The 21,324-nt window shown below is 73.2% G+C and carries 19 protein-coding genes; 5 read left to right on the top strand and 14 right to left on the bottom strand.

Annotated features, from left to right (window positions below; genetic code table 11):
• Nucleotides 1-6 precede the first annotated feature (6 nt).
• Both ACF3NS_RS06515 and ACF3NS_RS06510 read right to left on the bottom strand, forming a co-directional pair.
• On the bottom strand, nucleotides 7-678 hold the full coding sequence (locus ACF3NS_RS06515; protein WP_288797930.1) for a SatD family protein: 672 nt from the start codon (nucleotides 676-678) through the stop codon (nucleotides 7-9).
• Nucleotides 679-753: 75 nt separating this feature from the next.
• Nucleotides 754-969 carry a BldC family transcriptional regulator gene (locus tag ACF3NS_RS06510; RefSeq protein ID WP_154593709.1) on the bottom strand — a complete coding sequence of 72 codons (216 nt, stop codon included), beginning with the start codon at nucleotides 967-969 and terminating at the stop codon, nucleotides 754-756.
• A gap of 422 nt (nucleotides 970-1,391) precedes the next feature.
• On the opposite strand from ACF3NS_RS06510, the gene ACF3NS_RS06505 reads away from it, so the two are divergent.
• On the top strand, nucleotides 1,392-1,589 hold the full coding sequence (locus ACF3NS_RS06505) for a DUF3073 domain-containing protein (protein ID WP_154593710.1): 198 nt from the start codon (nucleotides 1,392-1,394) through the stop codon (nucleotides 1,587-1,589).
• 185 nt (nucleotides 1,590-1,774) lie between these two features.
• Here the strand turns inward: ACF3NS_RS06505 and purM are convergent, their stop codons facing one another.
• The 6 genes from purM to ACF3NS_RS06475 all read right to left on the bottom strand — a co-directional run bounded on the left by purM (nucleotide 1,775) and on the right by ACF3NS_RS06475 (nucleotide 7,130).
• Nucleotides 1,775-2,887, bottom strand: a complete 1,113-nt coding sequence (gene purM / locus ACF3NS_RS06500; RefSeq protein ID WP_311966602.1) for a phosphoribosylformylglycinamidine cyclo-ligase — start codon at nucleotides 2,885-2,887, stop codon at nucleotides 1,775-1,777.
• A 41-nt stretch (nucleotides 2,888-2,928) separates the two neighbouring features.
• On the bottom strand, nucleotides 2,929-4,401 hold the full coding sequence (gene purF / locus ACF3NS_RS06495; protein WP_288799757.1) for an amidophosphoribosyltransferase: 1,473 nt from the start codon (nucleotides 4,399-4,401) through the stop codon (nucleotides 2,929-2,931).
• A gap of 39 nt (nucleotides 4,402-4,440) precedes the next feature.
• Nucleotides 4,441-4,743 (bottom strand): hypothetical protein, encoded by a 303-nt coding sequence (locus ACF3NS_RS06490; protein WP_154593712.1) that lies wholly within the window; start codon nucleotides 4,741-4,743, stop codon nucleotides 4,441-4,443.
• Between the two features lie 9 nt (nucleotides 4,744-4,752).
• Nucleotides 4,753-5,790: a hypothetical protein gene (locus ACF3NS_RS06485; protein ID WP_289033629.1), complete on the bottom strand. Its 1,038-nt coding sequence runs from the start codon at nucleotides 5,788-5,790 to the stop codon at nucleotides 4,753-4,755.
• A 96-nt stretch (nucleotides 5,791-5,886) separates the two neighbouring features.
• Nucleotides 5,887-6,759, bottom strand: coding sequence for an LLM class flavin-dependent oxidoreductase (locus ACF3NS_RS06480; RefSeq protein ID WP_392468680.1), 873 nt, complete (start codon nucleotides 6,757-6,759; stop codon nucleotides 5,887-5,889).
• The gene (locus ACF3NS_RS06475; RefSeq protein WP_288799751.1) at nucleotides 6,756-7,130 is read right to left on the bottom strand and encodes a sterol carrier family protein; all 375 of its coding nucleotides are present in this window, start codon (nucleotides 7,128-7,130) and stop codon (nucleotides 6,756-6,758) included. The genes ACF3NS_RS06480 and ACF3NS_RS06475 overlap by 4 nt, the downstream gene beginning before the upstream one ends.
• A 14-nt stretch (nucleotides 7,131-7,144) precedes the next feature.
• On the opposite strand from ACF3NS_RS06475, the gene ACF3NS_RS06470 reads away from it, so the two are divergent.
• The gene (locus tag ACF3NS_RS06470; RefSeq protein ID WP_154593716.1) at nucleotides 7,145-8,191 is read left to right on the top strand and encodes a zinc-dependent alcohol dehydrogenase family protein; all 1,047 of its coding nucleotides are present in this window, start codon (nucleotides 7,145-7,147) and stop codon (nucleotides 8,189-8,191) included.
• Nucleotides 8,192-8,210: 19 nt separating this feature from the next.
• Nucleotides 8,211-9,065, top strand: coding sequence for a spermidine synthase (locus tag ACF3NS_RS06465; RefSeq protein ID WP_392468676.1), 855 nt, complete (start codon nucleotides 8,211-8,213; stop codon nucleotides 9,063-9,065).
• Between the two features lie 122 nt (nucleotides 9,066-9,187).
• Here the strand turns inward: ACF3NS_RS06465 and purL are convergent, their stop codons facing one another.
• From purL to purD, 4 genes are all read right to left on the bottom strand, one after another.
• Nucleotides 9,188-13,087 (bottom strand): phosphoribosylformylglycinamidine synthase, encoded by a 3,900-nt coding sequence (gene purL, locus ACF3NS_RS06460; RefSeq protein WP_392468674.1) that lies wholly within the window; start codon nucleotides 13,085-13,087, stop codon nucleotides 9,188-9,190.
• A 54-nt stretch (nucleotides 13,088-13,141) separates the two neighbouring features.
• On the bottom strand, nucleotides 13,142-13,567 hold the full coding sequence (locus ACF3NS_RS06455; protein ID WP_392468671.1) for a hypothetical protein: 426 nt from the start codon (nucleotides 13,565-13,567) through the stop codon (nucleotides 13,142-13,144).
• 101 nt (nucleotides 13,568-13,668) lie between these two features.
• On the bottom strand, nucleotides 13,669-14,577 hold the full coding sequence (locus tag ACF3NS_RS06450) for a phosphoribosylaminoimidazolesuccinocarboxamide synthase (protein ID WP_392468669.1): 909 nt from the start codon (nucleotides 14,575-14,577) through the stop codon (nucleotides 13,669-13,671).
• Nucleotides 14,578-14,623: 46 nt separating this feature from the next.
• Complete coding sequence (gene purD / locus ACF3NS_RS06445) at nucleotides 14,624-15,904, bottom strand: phosphoribosylamine--glycine ligase (RefSeq protein WP_392468667.1); 1,281 nt, start codon at nucleotides 15,902-15,904, stop codon at nucleotides 14,624-14,626.
• Between the two features lie 145 nt (nucleotides 15,905-16,049).
• Between purD and ACF3NS_RS06440 the strand changes: the two genes are divergently transcribed.
• Together ACF3NS_RS06440 and ACF3NS_RS06435 are read left to right on the top strand one after the other, a co-directional pair.
• Nucleotides 16,050-18,284, top strand: coding sequence for a HelD family protein (locus ACF3NS_RS06440; RefSeq protein ID WP_392468665.1), 2,235 nt, complete (start codon nucleotides 16,050-16,052; stop codon nucleotides 18,282-18,284).
• A 45-nt stretch (nucleotides 18,285-18,329) separates the two neighbouring features.
• Nucleotides 18,330-18,662: a chorismate mutase gene (locus tag ACF3NS_RS06435; RefSeq protein ID WP_154593720.1), complete on the top strand. Its 333-nt coding sequence runs from the start codon at nucleotides 18,330-18,332 to the stop codon at nucleotides 18,660-18,662.
• Between the two features lie 12 nt (nucleotides 18,663-18,674).
• On the opposite strand, the gene ACF3NS_RS06430 is transcribed toward ACF3NS_RS06435, so the two are convergent.
• Both ACF3NS_RS06430 and ACF3NS_RS06425 read right to left on the bottom strand, forming a co-directional pair.
• Nucleotides 18,675-19,967 carry an adenylosuccinate synthase gene (locus ACF3NS_RS06430; RefSeq protein ID WP_154593721.1) on the bottom strand — a complete coding sequence of 431 codons (1,293 nt, stop codon included), beginning with the start codon at nucleotides 19,965-19,967 and terminating at the stop codon, nucleotides 18,675-18,677.
• A gap of 78 nt (nucleotides 19,968-20,045) precedes the next feature.
• The gene (locus ACF3NS_RS06425; RefSeq protein ID WP_154593722.1) at nucleotides 20,046-21,044 is read right to left on the bottom strand and encodes a helix-turn-helix domain-containing protein; all 999 of its coding nucleotides are present in this window, start codon (nucleotides 21,042-21,044) and stop codon (nucleotides 20,046-20,048) included.
• Nucleotides 21,045-21,324: the final 280 nt, after the last annotated feature.

Here is a 21,324-nt window from a genome sequence, read left to right as displayed (position 1 = left end):
TGCTCCTCAGGTGTCACGAGCCGAGGGGGCGAGGATCGCGTGCGCCTCCCTGACAGCCGCGAGACCCTCTCTGGCCACCAGCTGGGAGACGGCAGACTGCGTGATCCCCTCCTGCTCGGCCACCATGGTCTGCGTGAGGTCTGACATGACCCCCAGGAGCACCCTCAGCGGGCGGGCGTCCAGCCGACCCACGAGATCGTCGCGCAGGACCAGCGTGGCCAGGACCACACCGGCGGCGCCGGACGGGCGGTCCGGGTCCTCGACGTACCACGTGCGACAGGACCGCGTGGCCGCCGTCGCGGCCCGGCGCTCCGCCTCCTCGACCGCCTCGCGCGCGGCCCACCAGGCGCTGCCGTCCTGCAGCGGAGGGACGTGGTCGCGGTCGATCACCTGGACCAGCCCTCTCCCGATGCCGCACCTGACGTCGACGTCGGGGAGCGTGTGGAGGCGCACCAGCAGCGACGCCAGGACGGCGGACCCGACGTCGGGGTAAACCCCCTGGAACTCGTCGCTGACCGTGGTGGTGAGCGGCTCGAGGGCGGGCACCGTCTCGTCGACCCGGCGCAGGGCGGCACCGAGCCGCTCATGCAGGGCGCGACGGCTCGCGGCGCGCCGGGACTCGACGACGTCGCCCAGCAGGGCGTAGCGCACGGGTTGCGCGGACCCGGAGGAGCTCACGGCATCAGAGGATAGCTCATGACCTCGAGACCATCAGCCTATAACTGATATCAGACGTGATATCAGTGGCCGTCGTCAGAGCGGCTGACTCATGCGGGCGTTGTCGCCCACGCCGTCGAGGAGCTGGCGGATCTCGCTCTCGCGGTAGCGCCGGTGCCCACCGAGCGTGCGGATGGAGTTGAGCTTGCCCGCCTTGGCCCACCGGGTGACGGTCTTGGGGTCGACCCGAAAGAGCTCGGCGACCTCGGCCGGCGTCAACAACTTCTCGCTGTCCTGCTCACGATGTGGCATGTGTGATCTCCCCGCTTCTCGACGGGAGGCCTTCCCCCGTGCTCCGACGCCCCGGGACACGCCCGCCGACCCACTCACAGGGCCGATGTCGTCGCGGCAGTAACTCTGAGTAGTCGATACGGGCAGAAAGGGGCTCAACGTCGCTGATAGATTACTACGTATCGTGACATATGCAGGTTGTGAGCAATCTTCTACGCCCGTGTGGGTGCATGACGACCCGAATCAACGCGAACCCGGCCACCTCCGACATCACCTGACGTAACTGCCCGTGGGCACGCCTCGACGCTCGACTCCACAGATGGGCCTCCCAGCATGTACCGTGTCCTTCACGAAGACACGAGATTCCCGGGGTCGCTCCGCCCGCTACGGCACCAGACGCAGCCAGCGATGCCACTCCGGCAGACGCGCGAGGGGGTCACGCCATGGGGCGCGGCCGGGCCAAAGCCAAGCAGACCAAGGTTGCCCGGGAGCTGAAGTACTTCTCTCCCGACACCGACCTGAGTGCTCTTGAGCGAGAACTGCACGCATCCACGCAACGGGACCCCGGCGACCAACGCCGGGAGCCCGACGACGACGACGGCTACGACGACTACGACCGGTGGGCGGCCGGTGGGCGCTGACGGCGCGTCCCCGGCTCGCAGCCGGGGGCCGGCGTCTCGTCGGCACCAGGTGGTCGCACCACCCGACTCGTGACGGGCGGGTCGGCATACCGGACACCGAACGGGGAGGGTGTCACCAGCAGGTGACACCCTCCCCGTTCGCGCATCCCTGGAGCCCCTGAGGACCGCCCCAGGCAGGGCCGGTCTCAGGCCCGGTGGGCGCCGACCAGCTGGACCGCTCCCCCGTCGACGCCCTTGGCGCCGCGCACGACCTCGTGGGCTGGGTCCACGGCAGCGTCGGCGGCGTCGCTCACGCGCCCCATCACCCAGGCCGGCAGGTCTCGCTCGGCGCACACGGCCAGCGCGCGGTCGACGGCGTCCTCGGGCACCACGGCCACGAATCCCACACCCATGTTGAGGGTGCGCTCGAGGTCCGGCTGCGGCACGCGGCCCAGCGCCTGGACCAGGCCGAAGATCGGCGGCGGCGTCCACGTCGCGCGGTCCACGGTGGCGAGCACCCCTTGCGGGAGGACCCGGGCGAGGTTGGCCGCGAGCCCCCCTCCGGTGACATGGCTGAGGGCGTGGACGTCGACGCCGTCGGCACGGATCAGGGCGAGCAGGTCCCGGGCGTAGACCCTCGTCGGCGTCAGCAGGGCGCGGCCCAGGGTGCCGCCCAGCTCGGGGACCTCTCGGTCGTAGTCCCAGGAGGCGTGGGCGAAGACGCGACGGACGAGCGAGTAGCCGTTGGAGTGCAGCCCTGACGAGGCCAGCCCCAGCACGACGTCGCCGGCCCGCACGAGATGGGGCCCGAGGACGTCGTCGTGCTCGACGACGCCCGTGGCGGCACCCGCGCAGTCGTACTCGTCCGGGTCCAGCAGTCCCGGGTGCTCGGCGGTCTCGCCGCCGACGAGGGCCACGCCCGCCTGCTCGCAGGCAGCCGCGATGCCCGACACGATGGCGGCGATACGCTCGGGCACGACCTTGCCGGTCGCGATGTAGTCCGTCATGAAGAGCGGCTCGGCCCCGCACACGACGATGTCGTCCACGACCATGCCGACCAGGTCGAAGCCGATGGTGTCGTGCTGGTCCACGGCCTGAGCGACCGCGACCTTGGTGCCGACGCCGTCGGTCGACGTGGCCAGGACCGGACGGCGCATCCCGGCCAGCGCCGAGGCGTCGAACATCCCCGCGAAGCCGCCGAGCCCGCCCAGCACCTCGGGGCGGGTGGCGCGGCGGACCGACGCCTTCATCAGCTCGACGGCCTTGTCGCCGGCCTCCACGTCGACCCCTGCCGACGCGTAGGTGATGGGCTCGCTCACGAGGGGCCTTTCGTCGCGGGTGTGCAGGGGGGTCAGGCGGGTCACGCGTGGGCGGGGTCGAGGACGACGGCCTGGTCGTCCGGGACCCCGAGGGGGTACTGGCCCGAGAAGCAGGCGGTGCACAGACGCTCGCGCGGCTGGTGGGTCGCGGCGATCATCCCGTCCTCGCTGATGTAGCCCAGGCTGTCCGCGCCCACCGAACGCCGGACGCCCTCGATGTCGATGCCCGTGGCGATCAGCTCGGCGCGGCTCGCGAAGTCGATGCCGTAGAAGCAGGGCCAGCGCACCGGGGGCGAGGAGATCCGGACGTGGACCTCCGCGGCACCGGCCTCGCGCAGCATGCGCACGAGGGCCCGCTGCGTGTTGCCCCGCACGATCGAGTCGTCGACGACGACCAGCCGCTTGCCCTTGATGACGTCGCGCAGCGGGTTGAGCTTGAGGCGGATGCCGAGCTGGCGGATGGTCTGCGAGGGAGCGATGAAGGTACGCCCGACGTAGGCGTTCTTGACCAGGCCCTGGCCGTAGGGGATCCCCGACTCCTCGGCGTAGCCGATCGCCGCCGGGGTGCCCGACTCGGGGGACGGCATGACCATGTCCGCCTCGACCGGGTGCTGGCGGGCCAGCTCGCGTCCCATCGCGACCCGCGCCTCGTAGACGCCGCGACCGGCGATGGTCGTGTCGGGTCGGGCGAGGTAGACGTACTCGAAGACGCAGCCCTTGGGCTCGGGCTCGGCGAACCGGCGGGTGCGCAGGCCCTGCTCGTCCACGACGACCAGCTCCCCCGGCTCGACCTCGCGGACATAGCTGGCGCCGACGATGTCGAGGGCCGCCGTCTCGGAGGCCACGACCCAGCCCCGCTCCAGCCGCCCGATCACCAGCGGGCGGACGCCCTGCGGGTCTCGCGCGGCATACAGCGTGTGCTCGTCCATGAAGACGAAGCAGAAGGCGCCCTTGACCAACGGCAGCTGCTCCATCGCCGCCTCCTCGAGAGAGACGTCCTCGGCCCGGCTGCCCAGCAGGGAGGTGACGATGGCGGTGTCCGTCGTGTTGCCACGACGCAGCTCCCCGCCCGCCGTGCCGAACCCGTCGACGTGACGCGCGGACAGCAGGCCGCGCAGCTCGGAGGTGTTGATCAGGTTGCCGTTGTGGGCGAGAGCGATCGTGTGGTGCGCGGTGCCGCCCAGCGTGGGCTGGGCGTTCTCCCACTTGCTCGCGCCGGTGGTGGAGTAACGGGTGTGCCCGATGGCCAGGTGGCCGGTGAGGGAGCCGAGCGAGGTCTCGTCGAAGACCTGCGACACCAGGCCCATGTCCTTGTAGACGAGGACACGCTCGCCGTCGGACGTCGCGATCCCGGCCGACTCCTGCCCGCGGTGCTGCAGGGCATAGAGACCGTAGTAGGTGAGCTTGCCGACCTCCTCGCCCGGTGCCCAGACGCCGAAGACCCCGCAGGCGTCCTGCGGCCCGGTCTCGCCGGGCAGGATGTCGTGATTGAGTCGACCGTCACCTCGTGCCACGGTGCCAGTGTCCCACAGCGCCGCGGTCGCGCGGTCGCCTCAGCTCCGGCGATCGAGCAGCACCGCGACCAGGGCACCGAGCAGGGCCCCGAGCCCGCCCCCGAGGACGCCGAAGAACATCATCACCCGGCCGAGCCCGTAGGTCGCCGTCTGGCTCGCGCTGCTCACCGCGGAGGGGTCGGGACGCAGCAGCAGCGCCACCCCCGTGGCGACGACGAAGCCGAGCACCGCGCCCACCACGATGAACCGGGAGAAGATCGGCCGGCGCCCGCGGGGCCTCGGTGAGGTGGCGGGGCGGGGGCCGGGCGCGGAGCCCTTGCTGGTGCCGGGGTGGTCGCTCACCGGCGCAGTCTAGCCGCGCGGGACGGGCAGCCCGGTCGCCACCGACGGCACGCCGGGCGCGACCTCGGCCCCGGTCAGCTTGGTCTGGCCCGGCACGGCGTCCCGGATCGGCGGCACCGCGTCGGCTGGGCGCGACGCCAGGACGTCGGCCTCGGCGAGCACCGCCGCGTCGACCCCCTCCGGCAGCTTGCGGACGAAGGCGGCCGGCGTCCGGGCCGCCAGGGCGAGCTCGTCCAGGTCGACCCAGGTGGGGCTCCACTCGTCGTAGCGGAACCGGGCGAAGGTCGTCGGGCAGTCCATGATCCGCAGGCTCGCGTCGGCCAGCAGCAGGGACTGGACGTAGGACTCGTCGGGGATGCGCACGGACCGGAAGAAGTCCAGCGTGCGACGGTCCTCGCGATGGCGCCGCAGGAGGCTGTCCACGGCGCGCCCGGACAGCGTGAGCCACAGGCTCCCCTTGAGGACCACGACCGGCGCCTCGCCGCGCAGCAGCTCGGGACGGCGCACGCCGAGGATCCAGCGGGGGTCGCGTCGGCCGCGGTAGAACATGACGGCGGGGCGGCAGCGGCGCGCCACCAGGCGCCACGCGAGCTTGACGGCGCGGCGGGCCAGCACCGGCCCCACGTGGGGCGGGTCGACCGTCCACCAGCGGTAGTACCAGTCGTCCGTCATCGGCGGGTAGACGTCGACCAGGGCGTCCACGCCGCAGCGTCGGACCTCGTCCTCCCAGGCGGCGAGGCCGCGGATCGGGTAGTCCTGGCCGGACAGCAGGACGTAGTGGTCCGCCTCGACCGTGCGCCGGGCGTGGTCGAGCACCTCGAGGGCGGCCCGGGTCATCGACCAGTCGCCCCAGACGATGTCGATCGCGCTGCGGTGCACGGTGGCCCCGAAGGCCGCGATCGCCTCGGGAGCAACGAGGTCGGGCACGCTGTGGCGCACCACGATCGCCGCCTCCGGACTCAGCTCGTGGACCCGACGCACCAGCCGCACGATGGCCGCCGCGTCGGTGTGGCACATCAGGACGTAGCAGAACCGCGACGTCGCCATGGTCGTCCTCCCCCAGCCCGGCACCCGTCCGGGTCGCCTCCGGGCCACCCTAGTCGAACCGTGACGGACCGTGAACGCCCGTGCACGGGGACCGCGTCAGCGCCCGCCGGACCCGCCCCGCGGCGTCAGCAGGCGAGCCGCGACCTCCTCGAGGACGGCGGGGTCCCCGGCGTAGGGGCCGTCCGGGCGGGGCCAGTGGGTGATCGCGTCGGTGAAGCCCAGCGCGGCCACCCGCCCCACCACGTCCTCGAAGTGGTCGGCGGACGACAGGGAGAAGCCGCAGGTGGGGTCGACGTGGACGTAGCGGCGGAAGCCCTCGGGCGGGTCGAGGTCGTCCATCCGGGCCGACAGCCCGGCCAGGCTGCGCCACCAGGCCTCACGGTCGTCGCCGTGCGTGCCCGTCGTCACCCAGGCGTCGCCGAGGGCGACCGCGAGCCGCTGCGAGCGCGGCCCGTTGGCCGCCATCACGACAGTGGGTCGCGTGGCCGCCACGGGGAGCGTGCGGGCGTCCCGGCAGGCGAAGTAGGTGCCGTGGTGGTCCACGTGGTCCTCGCGCAGCAGCCGGTCGAGCAAGCGGGCGAACTCCTCGAACCGGTCGACCCGCTGACGGACGCTCAGCTCGGGCCCCCCGAGGACGCGCGAGTCCAGGTCGCCGCCCGTCCCGAGCCCGAGCAGCAGCCGGCCGTCGCTCATGTCCTGCAGCGCCTGCACGTCGCGCACGAACGCCGCGGGGTGGCGGAAGTTGGGGGACGCCACGAAGGTGCCGATCCCGACGTACCGGGTGACCAGGGCGGCGGCCGTCAGGGTCGAGACCGTGCCGTACCACGGGGAGTCCGGCAGGCCGCCCCAGGTGAGGTGGTCGTAGGTCCACAGGTGGTCGAAGCCCAGGTCCTCGGCCGCCCGCCAGCGGGGCTCTGCCTCGCGCCAGCGCAGCTCGGGCAGGATGGTCAGGCCGATGCGCGGCGTCATACGGGCTCCTCGGGCACGAGCGGGAGCAGCGAGGTGAGGTCGGAGCGCTGGCCGCTCGCGCGGACCCGGCCGCCCGAGACGGCGTCCGTCCAGGTCAGGGCCCCGGTCGCCAGCTGCAGCCAGGTGGTCGCATCGGTCTCGACCGTGCTCGGCGGGGTGCCGCGGGTGTGCACCGGACCCTCGACCGCCTGCACCGCGCCGTATGGCGGGACGCGCACCTCCAGGGAGCGCCCGGGGTATCGCGCGCCGAGCTCCTCCAGCGTGTATCGCACGGCCGTGGCCACCGTCTGGCGCGGCGCTGCGGGATCAGCCTGCCAGGCGGCGAGCGCCTCGGCGCCCTGGTCGGCGGGGATGCGGCGACGGGTCGGCATGTCACGATGGTGGCATGCGCGCAACGATGATCCATGCGGCCCGTGACATCCGTCTCGAGGAGGCCCCCGCCCCATCGGTCCTGACCCCCACCGACGCCGTGGTCCGGGTCGTCCGGTCCTGCATCTGCGGGTCAGACCTGTGGCCCTACCGCGGGGAGAACCCCACCGACGAGCCCCACCCGATCGGTCACGAGTACGTCGGCGTCGTGGAGGAGGTCGGCGAGGAGGTCAAGAACGTCGCGCCCGGCCAGTTCGTCATCGGCGGGTTCACGTACTCCGACAACACCTGTGAGATCTGCCAGGCCGGGGTGCACAGCGCCTGCCTGCACGGTGGGTTCTACGGCGCCAAGGACCGCGCCGGCCTGCCCGTGGGTGGCTGCCAGGCGGAGTACCTCCGCGTCCCGCTCGCCGACGGCACCCTCGTCGCCACCCCCGAGATGCCGTCCGACGACCTGCTGCCGTCGCTGCTCACGCTGTCCGACGTCATGGCCACCGGGTGGCACGCCGCGGTCTCCGCCGACGTCCGCGAGGGCCACACGGCGGTGGTCGTGGGCGACGGCGCCGTCGGTCTGTGCGGGGTGCTGGCCGCCCGCGAGCTCGGCGCCGAGCGCATCATCGCCATGTCCCGCCACGCGTCTCGGCAGGCCATCGCCCGGGAGTTCGGGGCGACCGACGTCGTCGAGGAGCGTGGCGAGGAGGGCGCGGAGCGGGTGCGCGAGCTCACCGGGGGCCTCGGTGCCCACAGCGTCCTGGAGTGCGTCGGCACCGGCGGCTCGATGGAGCAGGCCTTCGCCGCGGCGCGTCCCGGCGGACGCGTGGGCTTCGTCGGGGTGCCGCACGGCGTCGAGCTCCCCGTCGAGCGGATGTTCCGCAAGAACATCTCCCTGGCCGGCGGCATGGCCCCGGTGCGGCGCTACCTCCCCCACCTCGTCTCCTCCGTGCTCGCCGGGCAGATCGCCCCGGGCGCGGTCTTCGACCTGACGCTGCCGCTCGACGACGTCGCCGAGGGCTACCGCGCGATGGACGAGCGCCGCGCGATCAAGGTCATGCTCACGCCGTGACGGCGACCTGCGAGCAGCGGTGAGCGACAACGGCATACGGATCGACTGGGTCGAGGGGCGAGCCGCCGGGCGCGCCGCGACGGTGATGCGCGACGGCCACCCGCAGTCCTTCGTCGACCTCGACGACCCGACCATCCTGGCGTTCGAGTACGTCCAGCACCTCGCGTGCGTCCTGGACTCCCTGTCGCCGGGGCCGCCTGGGCCGCTCGCCGTGACGCACGTCGGCGGGGCGGGTCTGTCGCTGGCGCGCTACGTCGAGGCGACGCGGCCGGGGTCGCCTCAGATCGTCCTCGAGCCCGACGCCGAGCTGACCGAGGTCGTGCGGCGCGAGCTGCCGCTGCCCCGGCGGCACCGGATCAGGGTGCGGCCCGTGGACGGCCGCTGCGGGGTGGCGGCCCTGCGGGACGGCTCCGCGGACGTCGTGGTCGTGGACGCGTATGCCGACGGCCGGGTCCCCCCGGAGCTCGGCACGGTGGAGTTCCTGGCCGACGTGCGGCGCGTGCTGCGGCCGGACGGGGTGGTGATGCTCAACCTGGCCGACGAGCCGGCGGGGCGCTACGTCGCGGCGGTGGCGGCCGGGGCGGTCGAGGCGGGGCTGAGCACCCAGGCGGTGCTGGCGACGCACGACGTGCTCAAGGGCCGTCGCTTCGGCAACTCGGTGCTGGTGGCGGCGGGCTCGACCGCCGACCTGGACCTGGTCGAGCTGCGCCGCCACGTGGCCCGGTCACCGTTCCCCACGGGCATGCGGTCCGGTGCCGAGCTGGCCCGCCGCGCCCGGTCGGCGCGTGCGCTCACCGACGCGCTCGCCGCCGCGGACCCCGACGCCGCCTCGTCCCCGCGGCCTCCGGACCTCGGACGCTGGCGCCTGCGCTGACGGCTTCGGGGCGACCTCACCGCAACGGCACGAACCGCACGTCGAGCAGGCGCAGCATGGCCTCGACGGTCCGCGGCTGCGAGTTGGTCCCGTACCGGCCCGTCCGCCATACCGGTTCGCGGTCAGCCGAGGTGGCTCCGGGCGTTGCGGAACATCCGCAGCCAGGGGCTCGGCTCGTCGACCGGGCCGTCGGTCCACGACAGCTGGATGTTGCGCTGCACCCGCTCGGGGTGCGGCATCATCGCGGTGAACCGCCCGTCCGGCGTCGTCACGGCGGTCAGCCCCCCGGGCGACCCGTTGGGGTTGGCCGGGTAGGTCTCGGCCGGCGCGCCGGACCCGTCCAGGTAGCGCATCGCCGGCACCACGTCCGTCGGCGACCCGTGCCGGGAGAAGTCCGCGCGACCCTCGCCGTGCGCCACCGCGATCGGCAGGCGGGACCCGGCCATCCCGGCGAAGAAGATCGATGGGCTGTCGAGCACCTCGACCTGCGAGAGGCGGGCTTCGTACTGCTCGCTGCGGTTGCGCGTCCAGCGGGGCCAGGCCTGCGCCCCGGGGATCAGCTCGGCCAGCTCGCCGAACATCTGGCAGCCGTTGCAGATGCCCAGCCCGATCGTGTCGCCCCGCTCGAAGAACGCGCGGAACTGGTCGGTCAGGCGCGGGTCGAACAGCACCGACCGCGCCCAGCCCGCACCGGCACCCAGGGTGTCGCCGTACGAGAAGCCGCCCGCCGCGACCAGGCCCACGAAGTCGGACAGGTGCGCGCGCCCCGACTGCAGGTCGGTCATGTGCACGTCGTAGGTGTCGAACCCGGCGCGGTCGAACGCGAACGAGGTCTCGACGTGCGAGTTGACCCCCTGCTCGCGCAGCACCGCCAGCCGGGGTCGCGCTCCGCGCGAGAGGTATGGCGCCGCCACGTCCTCGCCGGGGTCGAAGGTGGGGGCGACCACCAGACCGGACGCCTCCGCGCCGAACGCCGCGTGCTCCTCGTCGGCGCAGCCGGGGTTGTCGCGCAGGCGGGCGATACGCCAGGACACCTCGTCCCAGACCTGCGCCAGGTCGCGCAGGTCCTCGTCGAGCACGTCCTCCTCGCCGACCCGCACGCGCACGCGCCGGTCGTCGGTGGTGCGGGCGACGACCGACACCAGGTCGGCGAGCCCGTGGTCGGCGAGCACGCGCAGCACGGCGTCGAGGTCCTCCTCGGCGCACTCGAGCAGGGCGCCGAGCTCCTCGGCGAACAGGCCGGGGACGGAGTCGACGGCGAGCTCGAGCCCCGTCGCGCCGGCGAAGGCCATCTCGCACACCGCCGCCCACAGGCCACCGTCCGAGCGGTCGTGGTAGGCGCTGACCAGGCCGCGCGAGCGCAGGGCTCCGACCGCGGCCGCCAACGAGACGAGGCGCGCCGGGTCGTCGAGGTCCGGCACCTCCTGGCCGAAGGCGCCGTGCACCTGAGCGAGCATCGAGCCACCGAGCCGGTCACGGCCGGCGCCGAGATCGACGAGCACGACGAGCGACCCACCGCCGGCGAGCTGCGGCGTGAGGGTGCCGCGCACGTCCTCGAGGGACGCGAAGGCGGTCACCACCAGCGAGACCGGCGAGGTCACCTGCTTATCGGTGCCCCCGGCCTCCGGGCCCGAGCTCCACCGGGTCCGCATCGACAGCGAGTCCTTGCCGACGGGCACACCGATCCCGAGCGCGGGGCACAGCTCCATCGCGACGGCGGACACGGTGTCGTAGAGCGCGGCGTCCTCGCCCTCCTCGCCGCACGCGGCCATCCAGTTGCAGGACAGCTTGACCCGCGACAGCTCCACCGGGGCGGCAAGCAGGTTGGTGATGGCCTCGGCCACCGCCATACGGCCCGAGGCGGGAGCGTCGACGGCGGCGAGCGGCATGCGCTCCCCCGTTGCCATGGCCTCGCCCGCGAAGCCCACGAGGTCGCCGAGCGTCACCGCCACGTCGGCCACCGGCACCTGCCAGGGCCCGACCATCTGGTCGCGGTGGGTGAGGCCGCCGACCGTGCGGTCGCCGATGGTGATCAGGAACCTCTTGCTCGCCACGGAGGGGTGGCGCAGGACGTCGTATGCCGCCCGCCGCAGATCCACACCGGCCGCGTCGAAGGAGTCCCCCTGTCGCGCGACGCGGGTGACGTCGCGGGTCATGCGCGGGGGCTTGCCGAGCAGCACCTCCATGGGCAGGTCGATGGCCCGGTCCTCGAGCGGCTGCGCGACGTCGTCACCAAGCCGGTCGTCGGTGAGCCGCAGCTGCCCGTCATCCGTGGCGACGCCCACGACCGCCCAGGGGCAGCGCTCTCGGTCGGCGAGCGACGCCAGCAGGCCGAGCGACGACGGCGCGATGGCCAAGACGTAGCGCTCCTGGCTCTCGTTGCACCAGATCTCCTTGGGCGCGAGACCGGTCTCCTCCAGCGGCACCGCCGTGAGGTCGAACCGCGCACCGAGCCCGGCGCCGTCCACGAGCTCCGGGAAGGCGTTGGACAGCCCGCCCGCGCCCACGTCGTGGATGGCGAGGATCGGGTTGTCCTCGCCGAGCGCCCAGCAGTGGGTGATGACCTCCTGCGCGCGCCGCTCGATCTCAGGGTTGCCGCGCTGCACGGAGTCGAAGTCGAGCTCGGCCGCGTTGGCGCCGGCGGCCAGCGAGGACGCCGCGCCGCCACCCATGCCGATCCGCATCCCGGGACCACCGAGCTGCACCAGCAGCGTCCCCGGGGCAAAGGTCACCTTGTCGGTCTGCGAGGCCGAGATCGTGCCGAGGCCACCGGCGCTCATGATCGGCTTGTGGTAGCCGCGGCGGACCCCGTCGACGGTCTGCTCGTAGACGCGGAAGAAGCCGCCCAGCGCCGGCCGCCCGAACTCGTTGTTGAACGCCGCAGCCCCGATCGGCCCCTCCACCATGATCTGCAGCGGGCTCGCGAGGTGGCCGGGGGCGCCGTACGGCGACTGCTCCCACGGCTCGGAGGTGCCCGGGAGGTGCAGATTGCTGACCGCGAAGCCGGACAGCCCGGCCTTGGGCGCCGACCCGCGCCCGGTGGCGCCCTCGTCGCGGATCTCGCCGCCCGCACCGGTCGCCGCCCCCGGGAAGGGTGAGATGGCGGTGGGGTGGTTGTGGGTCTCGACCTTCATCAGGACGTGGACCTCGTCCTCGTAGGCTGCGTACCGCCCCGGCCCGTCCTGCTGCTCCGGCATCCAGCGCGTGCGGCGGCCACCCTCCATCACCGACGCGTTGTCCTTGTAGGCGATGACGGTGCCCTGGCCGTTGACCTGCTCGGTGTGCCGGATCATCGCGAACATCGACCGCGCCTGCGGCTCGCCGTCGATGACGACGTCGGCGTTGAAGATCTTGTGGCGGCAGTGCTCGGAGTTGGCCTGGGCGAACATCATCAGCTCGACGTCGGTGGGATTGCGCTCCAGCCCGGTGAACGCCTCGACCAGGTAGTCGATCTCGTCGTCGGACAGAGCGAGCCCGAGGCTGAGGTTGGCAGCCTCGAGCGCACCGCGCCCCGCCCCCAGCACGTCCACGTGCTCCAGCGGCTCGGCCTCGCGCTCGGTCGCGAGCAGCGCGGCGTCCTCGCGGCGCATCAGGACAGTCTCGGTCATCCGGTCGTGCAGCACCGCGGCCGCGGCGGCCCACTGCTCGTCGTCGAGGGCGGGCCCGTGCAGGAGGTACTCGACGACCCGCTCGACGCGGTGCAGGTCCAGCCCGCAGCTGTGCGCGATGTCGGTGGCCTTGGACGCCCAGGGGGAGACGGTGCCGAGCCGCGGCGCGACGACGACCAGCGTCCCGTCACTGCTCCCCGTCCACGGCTCGCCGTAGGTCAGCAGGCTCTCGAGGGTGGCCCGCGCCTGCGGCGTCAGCTCCTGCGCGCTCGCGACCCAGTGGACGTGGCGCGCGTCGATCCCCGTGACCTGCGGCACGACTGCGCGGACCCGGTCCAGCAGCGCCGCTGCCCGGAAGTCGGAGAGCGCCCGACCCCCCTCGACGACGGAGAGGACGTGGGCGGGCGACGACATGGAGGGCTCCTCGGGGCGCGACGGTCGAGCGCCCTTTAGGCTACCGGCTCCCGGTCAGTCGTCCTCACCGGTGTAGACGCCGGTGCTGGAGGTGTCCGTGACGCGGGCCAGGTCGACGTCGTAGTGGGCCGTGCGGCGCACCTCGCGCCGCCCCGCACCCTCGGGGATGGGGGCGACGGCGCCGATCCCGGCGTCGTAGGCGTCCCAGTCGTCGTCGTAGTCCCCCACCGTGATGGTCGCGCCCTCCGCGTGGACCCCGGCGACCTCGTGGTGCTCGGGGGCGAGCGCGTCACCGAGGGCACGGGCGCGGGCGAGCAGCTCCTCGGTCACCTCGCCGGGCGCGCTGAGGACGAAGCGCCGGCCCTGACGGATGCGCGTGAACTCGCCGTAGCCCAGCTCAACCGCCCGCGGCAGCGCCTCGTGCCCCTCGGCGTCCGGGGCGTCGGCGGTGGGCATGATGTTGACGACGATGCGTCCCATGTCGAGAGCCTCCTGGGTCCGGCGGACGGGTGCGCCCAGGATATCGACCGGCCTCGTATGCCGTCCCGGCGCCCCCGGCATACCGCTCCGAGGCGAGTCGGTCAGGCGAATCGACGGCCGGTCAGGGCCTCGAAGGCCTCGACGTACTTGGCGCGGGTGCGCTCGACGACCTCCTGCGGCAGCGGGGGCGGCGCGTCGCCGGAGTCCTTGTCCCAGCCGGACGCGGTCGAGGTGAGCCAGTCGCGGACGTACTGCTTGTCGTAGGACTCCTGCCGGGCGCCCGGCTGCCAGGTCGCGGCGGGCCAGAACCGGGAGGAGTCGGGGGTGAGGACCTCGTCCGCGAGGACCAGCTGGGGCTCGGCGCCCTCGCTGCGGCGCACGCCGAACTCGACCTTGGTGTCGGCGATGAGGATGCCACGGTCCTCGGCGATCGCGTTGCCCCGGGCCAGGATCCGCCGGGTCAGGTCGCTGACGCGGGCCGTGAGGTCGGCGCCGATCTCGGCCTCGACCTCGGCCACCGTCATGGGCAGGTCGTGCTCGCCGACGGGCGCCTTGGTCGTGGGGGTGAAGATCGGCTCGGGCAGGGCGGACCCGTCCTGCAGCCCCTCGGGGAGGGGGACGCCGCACACGCCGCCGGTGCTGCGGTAGTCGTCGAGCCCGCCTCCCGTGAGGTAGGCGCGCCCGATGCACTCCACCGGGAGCATCTCGAGCCGCTCGCACAACACCGCACGCCCGGCCACGGCGGCCGGCACGTCGGTCGAGACGACGTGGTGGGGCACGAGGTCGGCAAGCTGGTCGAACCACCACAGGCTCAGCTGGGTGAGGACCGCACCCTTGTCGGGGATGGGCGTCTCGAGCACGTGGTCGTAGGCCGACAGTCGGTCGCTCGCCACCAGCAGCAGCTGGTCGGGGCGCGCCTCGCCCGTGGCCGGGTCGATCGGCGCGTAGAGGTCACGCACCTTGCCGGAGTAGACGTGCGTGTAGCCGGGGAGCGCGAGCGTGGGTGCCACAACAGGCCTCTCGTGGGGGTCGGACAGGTGGTCGGGCGTGCGGGTGTCAGACGACGACCTCGCCGCGCTGGGCGGCGAGGGCGATGTCGGTGCGGTGGTGCGAGCCGGGCAGGTCGATCCGGTCGACGGCGGCGTACGCCCGCTTGCGGGCCTGCGCGAGGTCGGCCCCGAGGGCCACGACGGACAGCACGCGGCCACCGGCGGAGACGAGCAGGCCCTCGTCGTCGAGGCGGGTGCCGGCATGCAGGACATAGGCCTCGGGTCCGGTGCCGACCTCCTCGACGCCGCTGATGGGGCCGCCGGTGACCGGCGCCGCCGGATAGCCCTCGGAGGCGATCACGACGGTGACGGCGTGCTCGTCGCGCCAGCGCAGGACGGGCTGTTCGTCGAGCTGCCCGATGGCGGCAGCCCGCAGCAGCGCGCCGAGGGGGGCGTCCAGGCGGGCCAGCACGACCTGCGTCTCGGGGTCGCCGAACCGGGCGTTGAACTCCACGACCCGCAGTCCGCGCGCGGTGAGGGCCAGCCCGACGTACAGCACGCCGACGAAGGGCGTGCCCCGGCGCGCCATCTCGTCGATCGTCGGCTGCGCGACCCGCGCGAGCACCTCGTCGACCAGCCCGGTGGGAGCCCAGGCGAGGGGCGAGTAGGCGCCCATCCCACCGGTGTTGGGGCCGCTGTCGCCGTCGCCCACCCGCTTGAAGTCCTGGGCCGGGGCGAGCGGGACGACGGTCGTGCCGTCGCAGAGGCAGAAGAGCGAGACCTCGGGGCCGTCGAGGAACTCCTCCACGAGCACCTGACCGCCCGGCTTGTCCAGGCAGTCCTGCGCGTGCCGGAGGGCGGCCGCCCGGTCGTCGGTGACCACGACGCCCTTGCCCGCCGCGAGCCCGTCGTCCTTGACCACGTAGGGCGCCCCGACACCGTCGATCGCAGCCGCCACCTCGTCGACGGTGCTGCACACATGGGCCATCGCGGTGGGGACGCCCGCAGCCGCCATGACCTCCTTGGCGAAGGCCTTGGAGCCCTCCAGCCGGGCCGCCTCGGCGGAGGGTCCGAAGCACGCGATGCCGCGCTCCCGCACCACGTCCGCCACCCCCGCCACGAGCGGCGCCTCGGGCCCCACCACGACCAGGTCGGCGCCCAGCTCCTCGGCGAGGTCGGCGATCGCGGCCCCGTCGGTGATGCCGCCGGGCAGGTCGCGGCACAGCGCCACCTGGTCGATGCCCGGGTTGCCGGGCGCGGCGACGACCGCCTCGACGGTGGGGTCCCGGGTCAGCGCGTGGACGATGGCGTGCTCACGGGCACCGGTGCCGATGACGAGTACCTTCACGCGCCCAACCCTAGTTGGTCCTCCGTCCGCCTCCCCCAGGTGGCGCGAGTGCCGCGCACGCGCTGGTCGACGCGACTAGAGTGGATGGTTGCGTGGTCGCGCCCCGCGACCCGCCCCGACGCGAGACCAGCAGGTGAGAGCACACGTGACGGATGCCGAGCAGACCCCCGCCACCGCGGCGGAGGACGCCCTGCGTGCCGAGCTGGCCGTCGAGCAGGAGCACGTGGACCGCGTCTACGCCGAGCTCGAGCGGGCGTCCGTGCGCGCCCGCCTGCTGGAGGCCGAGGGCCTGAGCCGGGGCCGCACCGACCGCGTCGGGGACGTCCGCGACGAGGAGGCGTCCGCGCTCTTCGAGCGGGACGCCCTGATGTTCAACGCGGCTCGCCGCCGGGCCTCCCTCGACAGCCAGCACGAGGGCCTGGTCTTCGGCCGGCTCGACCTCGACCACCCGCCGGGCCCCGGGGAGGGGCGCGAGGTGCGCTACGTCGGTCGGCTGGGCGTGCGGGACGAGGACTACGAGCCGCTCGTCATCGACTGGCGCGCGCCGGCCGCCGCCCCCTTCTACCGCTCCACCCCTGTCGAGCCCCTCGACGTCCTGCGCCGTCGGGTGCTGCGGTGCCGCGGACCGCGGGTCGTCGGCGTGGAGGACGACCTGTTGGTCCCCGAGGCGCCCGAGGACATCGTCGTGATCGGTGACGGCGCGCTCATGGCCGCCCTCACCCGCTCGCGCGGGGCCCGCATGCGGGACATCGTCGCGACCATCCAGCAGCACCAGGACGAGGCGATCCGCGCCAAGGCCTCGGGCGTCACCGAGATCACGGGCGGTCCCGGCACCGGCAAGACCGTCGTCGCGCTGCACCGCGCGGCCTACCTCCTCTACTCCGACCGTCGTCGCTTCGAGAGCGGCGGGGTGCTCGTGGTGGGGCCGAGCGCCGCCTACACGGCCTACATCGAGCGGGTGCTGCCCTCGCTGGGCGAGGACTCGGTGTCGCTGCGGGCCCTCGGCGACCTCGTCGACGGCATCTCGACCGACCGGGTCGACGCACCCGCCGCGGCGGCCGTCAAGGGGTCGATGCGCATGCGCTCGGTCCTGTCCCGCGCGGTCCGCGGACGAGACCCGTTGGCGCCCAAGGAGTTTCGTGCCATGATCGCCGGTCACCCGGTGCGTCTCGACGCCGGCGCGCTCGACCGCGTCCGCCGCCAGGTCCTGCGCCGCCAGCGCCGCAACGGCTCCTGGGACGCCGCCGGGGAGGCGCTCGGCGAGGCCGCCTGGGGCACCGTGCACGGCGGGGACCGCGAGGAGTTCTTCGACGCCTACGACGACCACCTCGAGGTCGACGCCTTCCTGCGCGAGTGGTGGCGGCCGCTCGACCCCCGCGAGGTGCTGCTGTGGCTCGCCGACCCCGAGGTCCTCGCCCGGCACGCGCGGGGCATCCTCTCGGACGCCGAGCAGGCCGAGGTCGTCGCCTCCCTCGAGGTCGCCCTGCGGACCGGCACCTGGTCGGTCGCCGACGTCGCGCTGGTCGACGACCTGGCGGCCCGGCTCGGGCCGCTCGTCGAGCTCGAGCAGGAGGAGCGCGGCTTCTACGAGATCGAGGAGCTGGACGCGACCGAGCGGCACGGCGTCCAGGAGGTCACCGTCGGTCGGCAGCGCCTCGCCGCCGTCGAGCCGCGCGCCGAGCTCACCCCCGCCACGGCCCGAGAGCGCCTGCTGGCCGGGCGGATCGGCGAGGTCGACGAGTACGCCCACGTCCTCGTCGACGAGGCCCAGGACGTCTCGCCCATGCAGTGGCGCTCCCTCGGCCGACGCGGCCGGTGGGGGTCCTGGACCGTGGTCGGCGACGCGGCCCAGGCCTCCTGGCCGGACCCGGTCGAGGCGGCCGCCGCCCGCGACGAGGCCTGGGGCGGCAAGGAGCCCGCGCGCTTCCACATGACGACCAACTACCGCAACGCCGCCGAGATCTTCGACTACGCCTCGCGCGTCATCCGGGCGGCGGTGCCCGACGCCGACATCCCGCAGGCCGTCCGCGAGACCGGCGTCGACCCCCTGGACCTGACCGTCCCCCGCGCCGAGCTCGCCGAGCGCGTCGTCGCGGCGGCCGGCGAGCTGCTGCACGAGGTCGACGGCCTGGTGACCGTCATCCTGCCGGCGTCCTGGGACGCGCTGCGGCCGGCCCTGGGGCCGCTCGGCGACCGGGTGGTCGCCATCGACCCGCTGTCCACCAAGGGCCTGGAGTACGACGCGACGGTGGTCGTCGACCCGGACGCGATCGTGGCCGAGACCGCGGGCGGCATACGGACCCTGTATGTCGTGCTGACGCGCGCAGCCCACCGCATGACGGTGGTCCGTCCTGACGCACGCCGACCCGACACACGCTGAGACGGACCTACCCGCTCGCGAGGGGACAGGACAGACTCGGGCCCCATGAGCGAGCAGGACCACCGGTCGACCGAGGCCGCCGGCGACGACCCGGTCCTGGCGGCCTACCGCCAGAGCATCGACAACATCGACGCCGCCCTGATCCACATGCTGGCCGAGCGGTTCAAGGTCACGCAGAAGGTCGGGGAGTACAAGGCGACCGCCGAGCTGCCCCCGGCCGACCCGCAGCGCGAGGAGCGGCAGATCGCCCGGCTCCGGCGCCTCGCCGAGGCCGCCCAGCTCGACCCCGAGTTCAGCGAGAAGTTCCTGCGCTTCGTCATCGACGAGGTGATCCACCACCACGAGCGGATCCGCGAGCGCGAGCACGCCGACGGCTGAGGCGCCGTGCCGTCAGTCGCGGCCGAGCATGTCGTGCCGCACGATCACCTCGTCGCGGCCCGGCCCGACGCCGATCACCGAGACCCGCGCGCCGATCTGCTGCTCGACGAACTCGACGTAGCGGCGGGCGTTGTCGGGCAGCTCGTCGAAGGTGCGGCAGCCGGTGATGTCCTCCTGCCAGCCCGGTAGCACCTCGTAGACCGGCGTGGCGTGGTGGAAGTCGCTCTGCGACACCGGCATCTCCTCGACCCGCTCGCCGTTGATCTCGTAGGCCACGCAGACCGGGATCTGCTCGAAGGTGTCGAGGTTGTCGAGCTTGGTGATGACGAAGTCCGTGACCCCGTTGATGCGCGTCGCGTAGCGGCCGATCACCACGTCCAGCCAGCCGATGCGCCGCGGGCGGCCCGTCGTCGTCCCGAACTCGTGGCCGATCTCGCGCAGCCGGTCCCCCACCTCGTCGTGCAGCTCGGTCGGGAAGGGCCCCTCCCCCACGCGCGTGGTGAACGCCTTGAGGATCGCGATGACCCGGTCGACGCGGGTGGGCGGGATCCCGGCGCCGGTGCACGCCCCACCCGCCGTGGCGTTGGAGGACGTGACGTAGGGATAGGTCCCGTGGTCGACGTCGAGCAGCGTCGCCTGCCCCGCCTCGCACAGCACGACCTTGCCGGCGTCGAGCGCCTCGGAGATCTCCAACGACGTGTCCGCGACCATGGGACGCAGGCGGTCGACATACGACAGGAGCTCCTGCACGACCTCCTCGGCCTCGATGGCCCGGCGGTTGTAGAGCTTGGTGAGGACCTGGTTCTTGGAGACCAGGGCGGCCTCGACCTTCTGCCGCAGGATCGACTCGTCGAAGAGGTCCTGGACGCGGATGCCCACGCGGTTCATCTTGTCGGCGTAGGTGGGGCCGATGCCGCGGCCGGTCGTGCCGATCTTGCGCTTGCCGAGGAAGCGCTCACCGACCTTGTCCATCGTCGTGTTGTAGGACGCGATGACGTGGGCGTTGGCGCTGATCCGCAGCCGGGAGGTGTCGATGCCGCGGGCGTCGAGACCGTCGAGCTCCTCCATGAGCACCGACAGGTCCACGACCACGCCGTTGCCGATGACCGGCGTGACCCCGGGGGTGAGGATGCCGGAGGGCAGCAGGTGCAGGGCGTACTTCTCGCCGTCGATCACCACCGTGTGGCCGGCGTTGTTGCCGCCGTTGAACTTCACGACGTAGTCGATGTCGGGGCCGAGCAGGTCCGTCGCCTTGCCCTTGCCCTCGTCGCCCCACTGCGCCCCGACCAGCACGATGCCTGGCATGTCAGATATTCGCCCTTCCCTGCGTCAGTGCGCACGAGACAGGCGCCCGTGCCCCCCGAGTTTACGGGACGGGCCTGATCAGGGGCGCTGCCGACCCGGTATGCCGCCGCTGCCGGCCGCACGCCGGGCCACCGCCATGCCCAGCTGGAACCGCGTCTCGACGCCCGCCTCGTCCATGAGCAGCGCCACCCGCCGGCGCACGGTCCGCAGCGAGACCCCCAGGTGGCGGGCGATCACCTCGTCCTTGTGCCCGGCCGCGAGCAGGGTCAGCAGCCGGCGCGTGTCCCCGTCGTCGGCCGCGGCGTCCGGCGGGGGTTGCCCCGCCTCCCAGGCCAGGTCGAAGAGCCGCTGGAAGGCCGCGACCAGCATGGGGTCGCGCACCTTGACGTAGTCGGCCTCGAGACTGCCCCAGTCCGTGGTGGCGAGCACCAGGTCATCGCCGAAGACGACGAACTCGCTGAGGGGCTCGCGCACCAGGCGTTGCTCCTCCCCCACCTTGGCGAACCGAGCCATCCACATCCGGGAGGAGGCCGACGCGATGGCGGCCATGGGGTACAGCGAGCGCATCGACCGGCCGGACTCGATCGTGCGCCGCGACAGGTCGAGGACCTGCTCGATGCCGTCCGGGCTCCACTCGGCGCTGATGGCGGAGGACCGGATCACGCCCGAGGTGGTCTGGATGCCCTCCAGCACGACCCCCGTCATGAGGTCCGACGGCACGACCTCCCAGGTGGGGCGGCGCACCCCCGCCCGCACGCCGGCGTGGTCGACCGCGAAGTGAGCGATGGCGTTGCGGGTGCGCTCGAGGTTGCCCTGGCGTCGGCGCACGTCATGCAGCCCGGACTCCACCAGCCTGCCGATCGCCGCCCGCGGGTCGTCGGCGTCCAGGGTCCCGTCGGGGTTCTCGCTGACCAGGCCTCGGTCGATCAGGTGCACCGCGGCCGAGCGCACCGCGTCCTCCGACCAGCCGAGCCTGGCGGCGAGCTCGTCAACGCTGACGGGGGCGCTGCGGAGCACCCGCCGGTAGAGTCGCTCGGCATCGCGGTCGATGTCCAAGGAACTGAGGAAAGACGTCATCGCACCTGCTCAGAGGGGGTGTTACAGATCATCCCTGGCAGGTTAGTGCCATTGGCCAAAAAGCGACACCCGGGCACGTTCCGTTGCGACATACTGGGGACAACGCGAACGAGGAACATGCGATGTGACTGAGCACCACATCGCTCTCGTCCGCCGAACGAGGCCACGCGCTTGATGGCGGCGCCAGCCTCACAGGGGGAAACGGGTGCCGGGGCAGGGGATGCCCCGGCACCACCCATGTCCGGGGAGGGTCGGGCATGGCGACCCCCGCCGGGCGGGG

It is taken from the genome of Arsenicicoccus cauae (genome assembly GCF_043162025.1).
Taxonomy (GTDB): Bacteria; Actinomycetota; Actinomycetes; order Actinomycetales; family Dermatophilaceae; genus Arsenicicoccus; species Arsenicicoccus cauae.
The sequence above is the reverse complement of the archived record's forward strand: the minus strand, read 5'-3'. Positions and strand labels throughout refer to the sequence as shown.

Excerpts from the sequence above, each read along its gene's own strand:
- ACF3NS_RS06470 (WP_154593716.1), top strand. The coding sequence starts at position 7,145 with ATGCGCGCAACGATGATCCATGCGGCCCGTGACATCCGTCTCGAGGAG.
- purL (WP_392468674.1), bottom strand. The coding sequence starts at position 13,087 with ATGTCGTCGCCCGCCCACGTCCTCTCCGTCGTCGAGGGGGGTCGGGCG.
- ACF3NS_RS06485 (WP_289033629.1), bottom strand. The coding sequence starts at position 5,790 with ATGGCGACGTCGCGGTTCTGCTACGTCCTGATGTGCCACACCGACGCG.
- ACF3NS_RS06475 (WP_288799751.1), bottom strand. The coding sequence starts at position 7,130 with ATGCCGACCCGTCGCCGCATCCCCGCCGACCAGGGCGCCGAGGCGCTC.
- ACF3NS_RS06510 (WP_154593709.1), bottom strand. The coding sequence starts at position 969 with ATGCCACATCGTGAGCAGGACAGCGAGAAGTTGTTGACGCCGGCCGAG.
- ACF3NS_RS06505 (WP_154593710.1), top strand. The coding sequence starts at position 1,392 with ATGGGGCGCGGCCGGGCCAAAGCCAAGCAGACCAAGGTTGCCCGGGAG.
- ACF3NS_RS06480 (WP_392468680.1), bottom strand. The coding sequence starts at position 6,759 with ATGACGCCGCGCATCGGCCTGACCATCCTGCCCGAGCTGCGCTGGCGC.
- ACF3NS_RS06455 (WP_392468671.1), bottom strand. The coding sequence starts at position 13,567 with ATGGGACGCATCGTCGTCAACATCATGCCCACCGCCGACGCCCCGGAC.
- ACF3NS_RS06435 (WP_154593720.1), top strand. The coding sequence starts at position 18,330 with ATGAGCGAGCAGGACCACCGGTCGACCGAGGCCGCCGGCGACGACCCG.
- ACF3NS_RS06430 (WP_154593721.1), bottom strand. The coding sequence starts at position 19,967 with ATGCCAGGCATCGTGCTGGTCGGGGCGCAGTGGGGCGACGAGGGCAAG.
- ACF3NS_RS06425 (WP_154593722.1), bottom strand. The coding sequence starts at position 21,044 with ATGACGTCTTTCCTCAGTTCCTTGGACATCGACCGCGATGCCGAGCGA.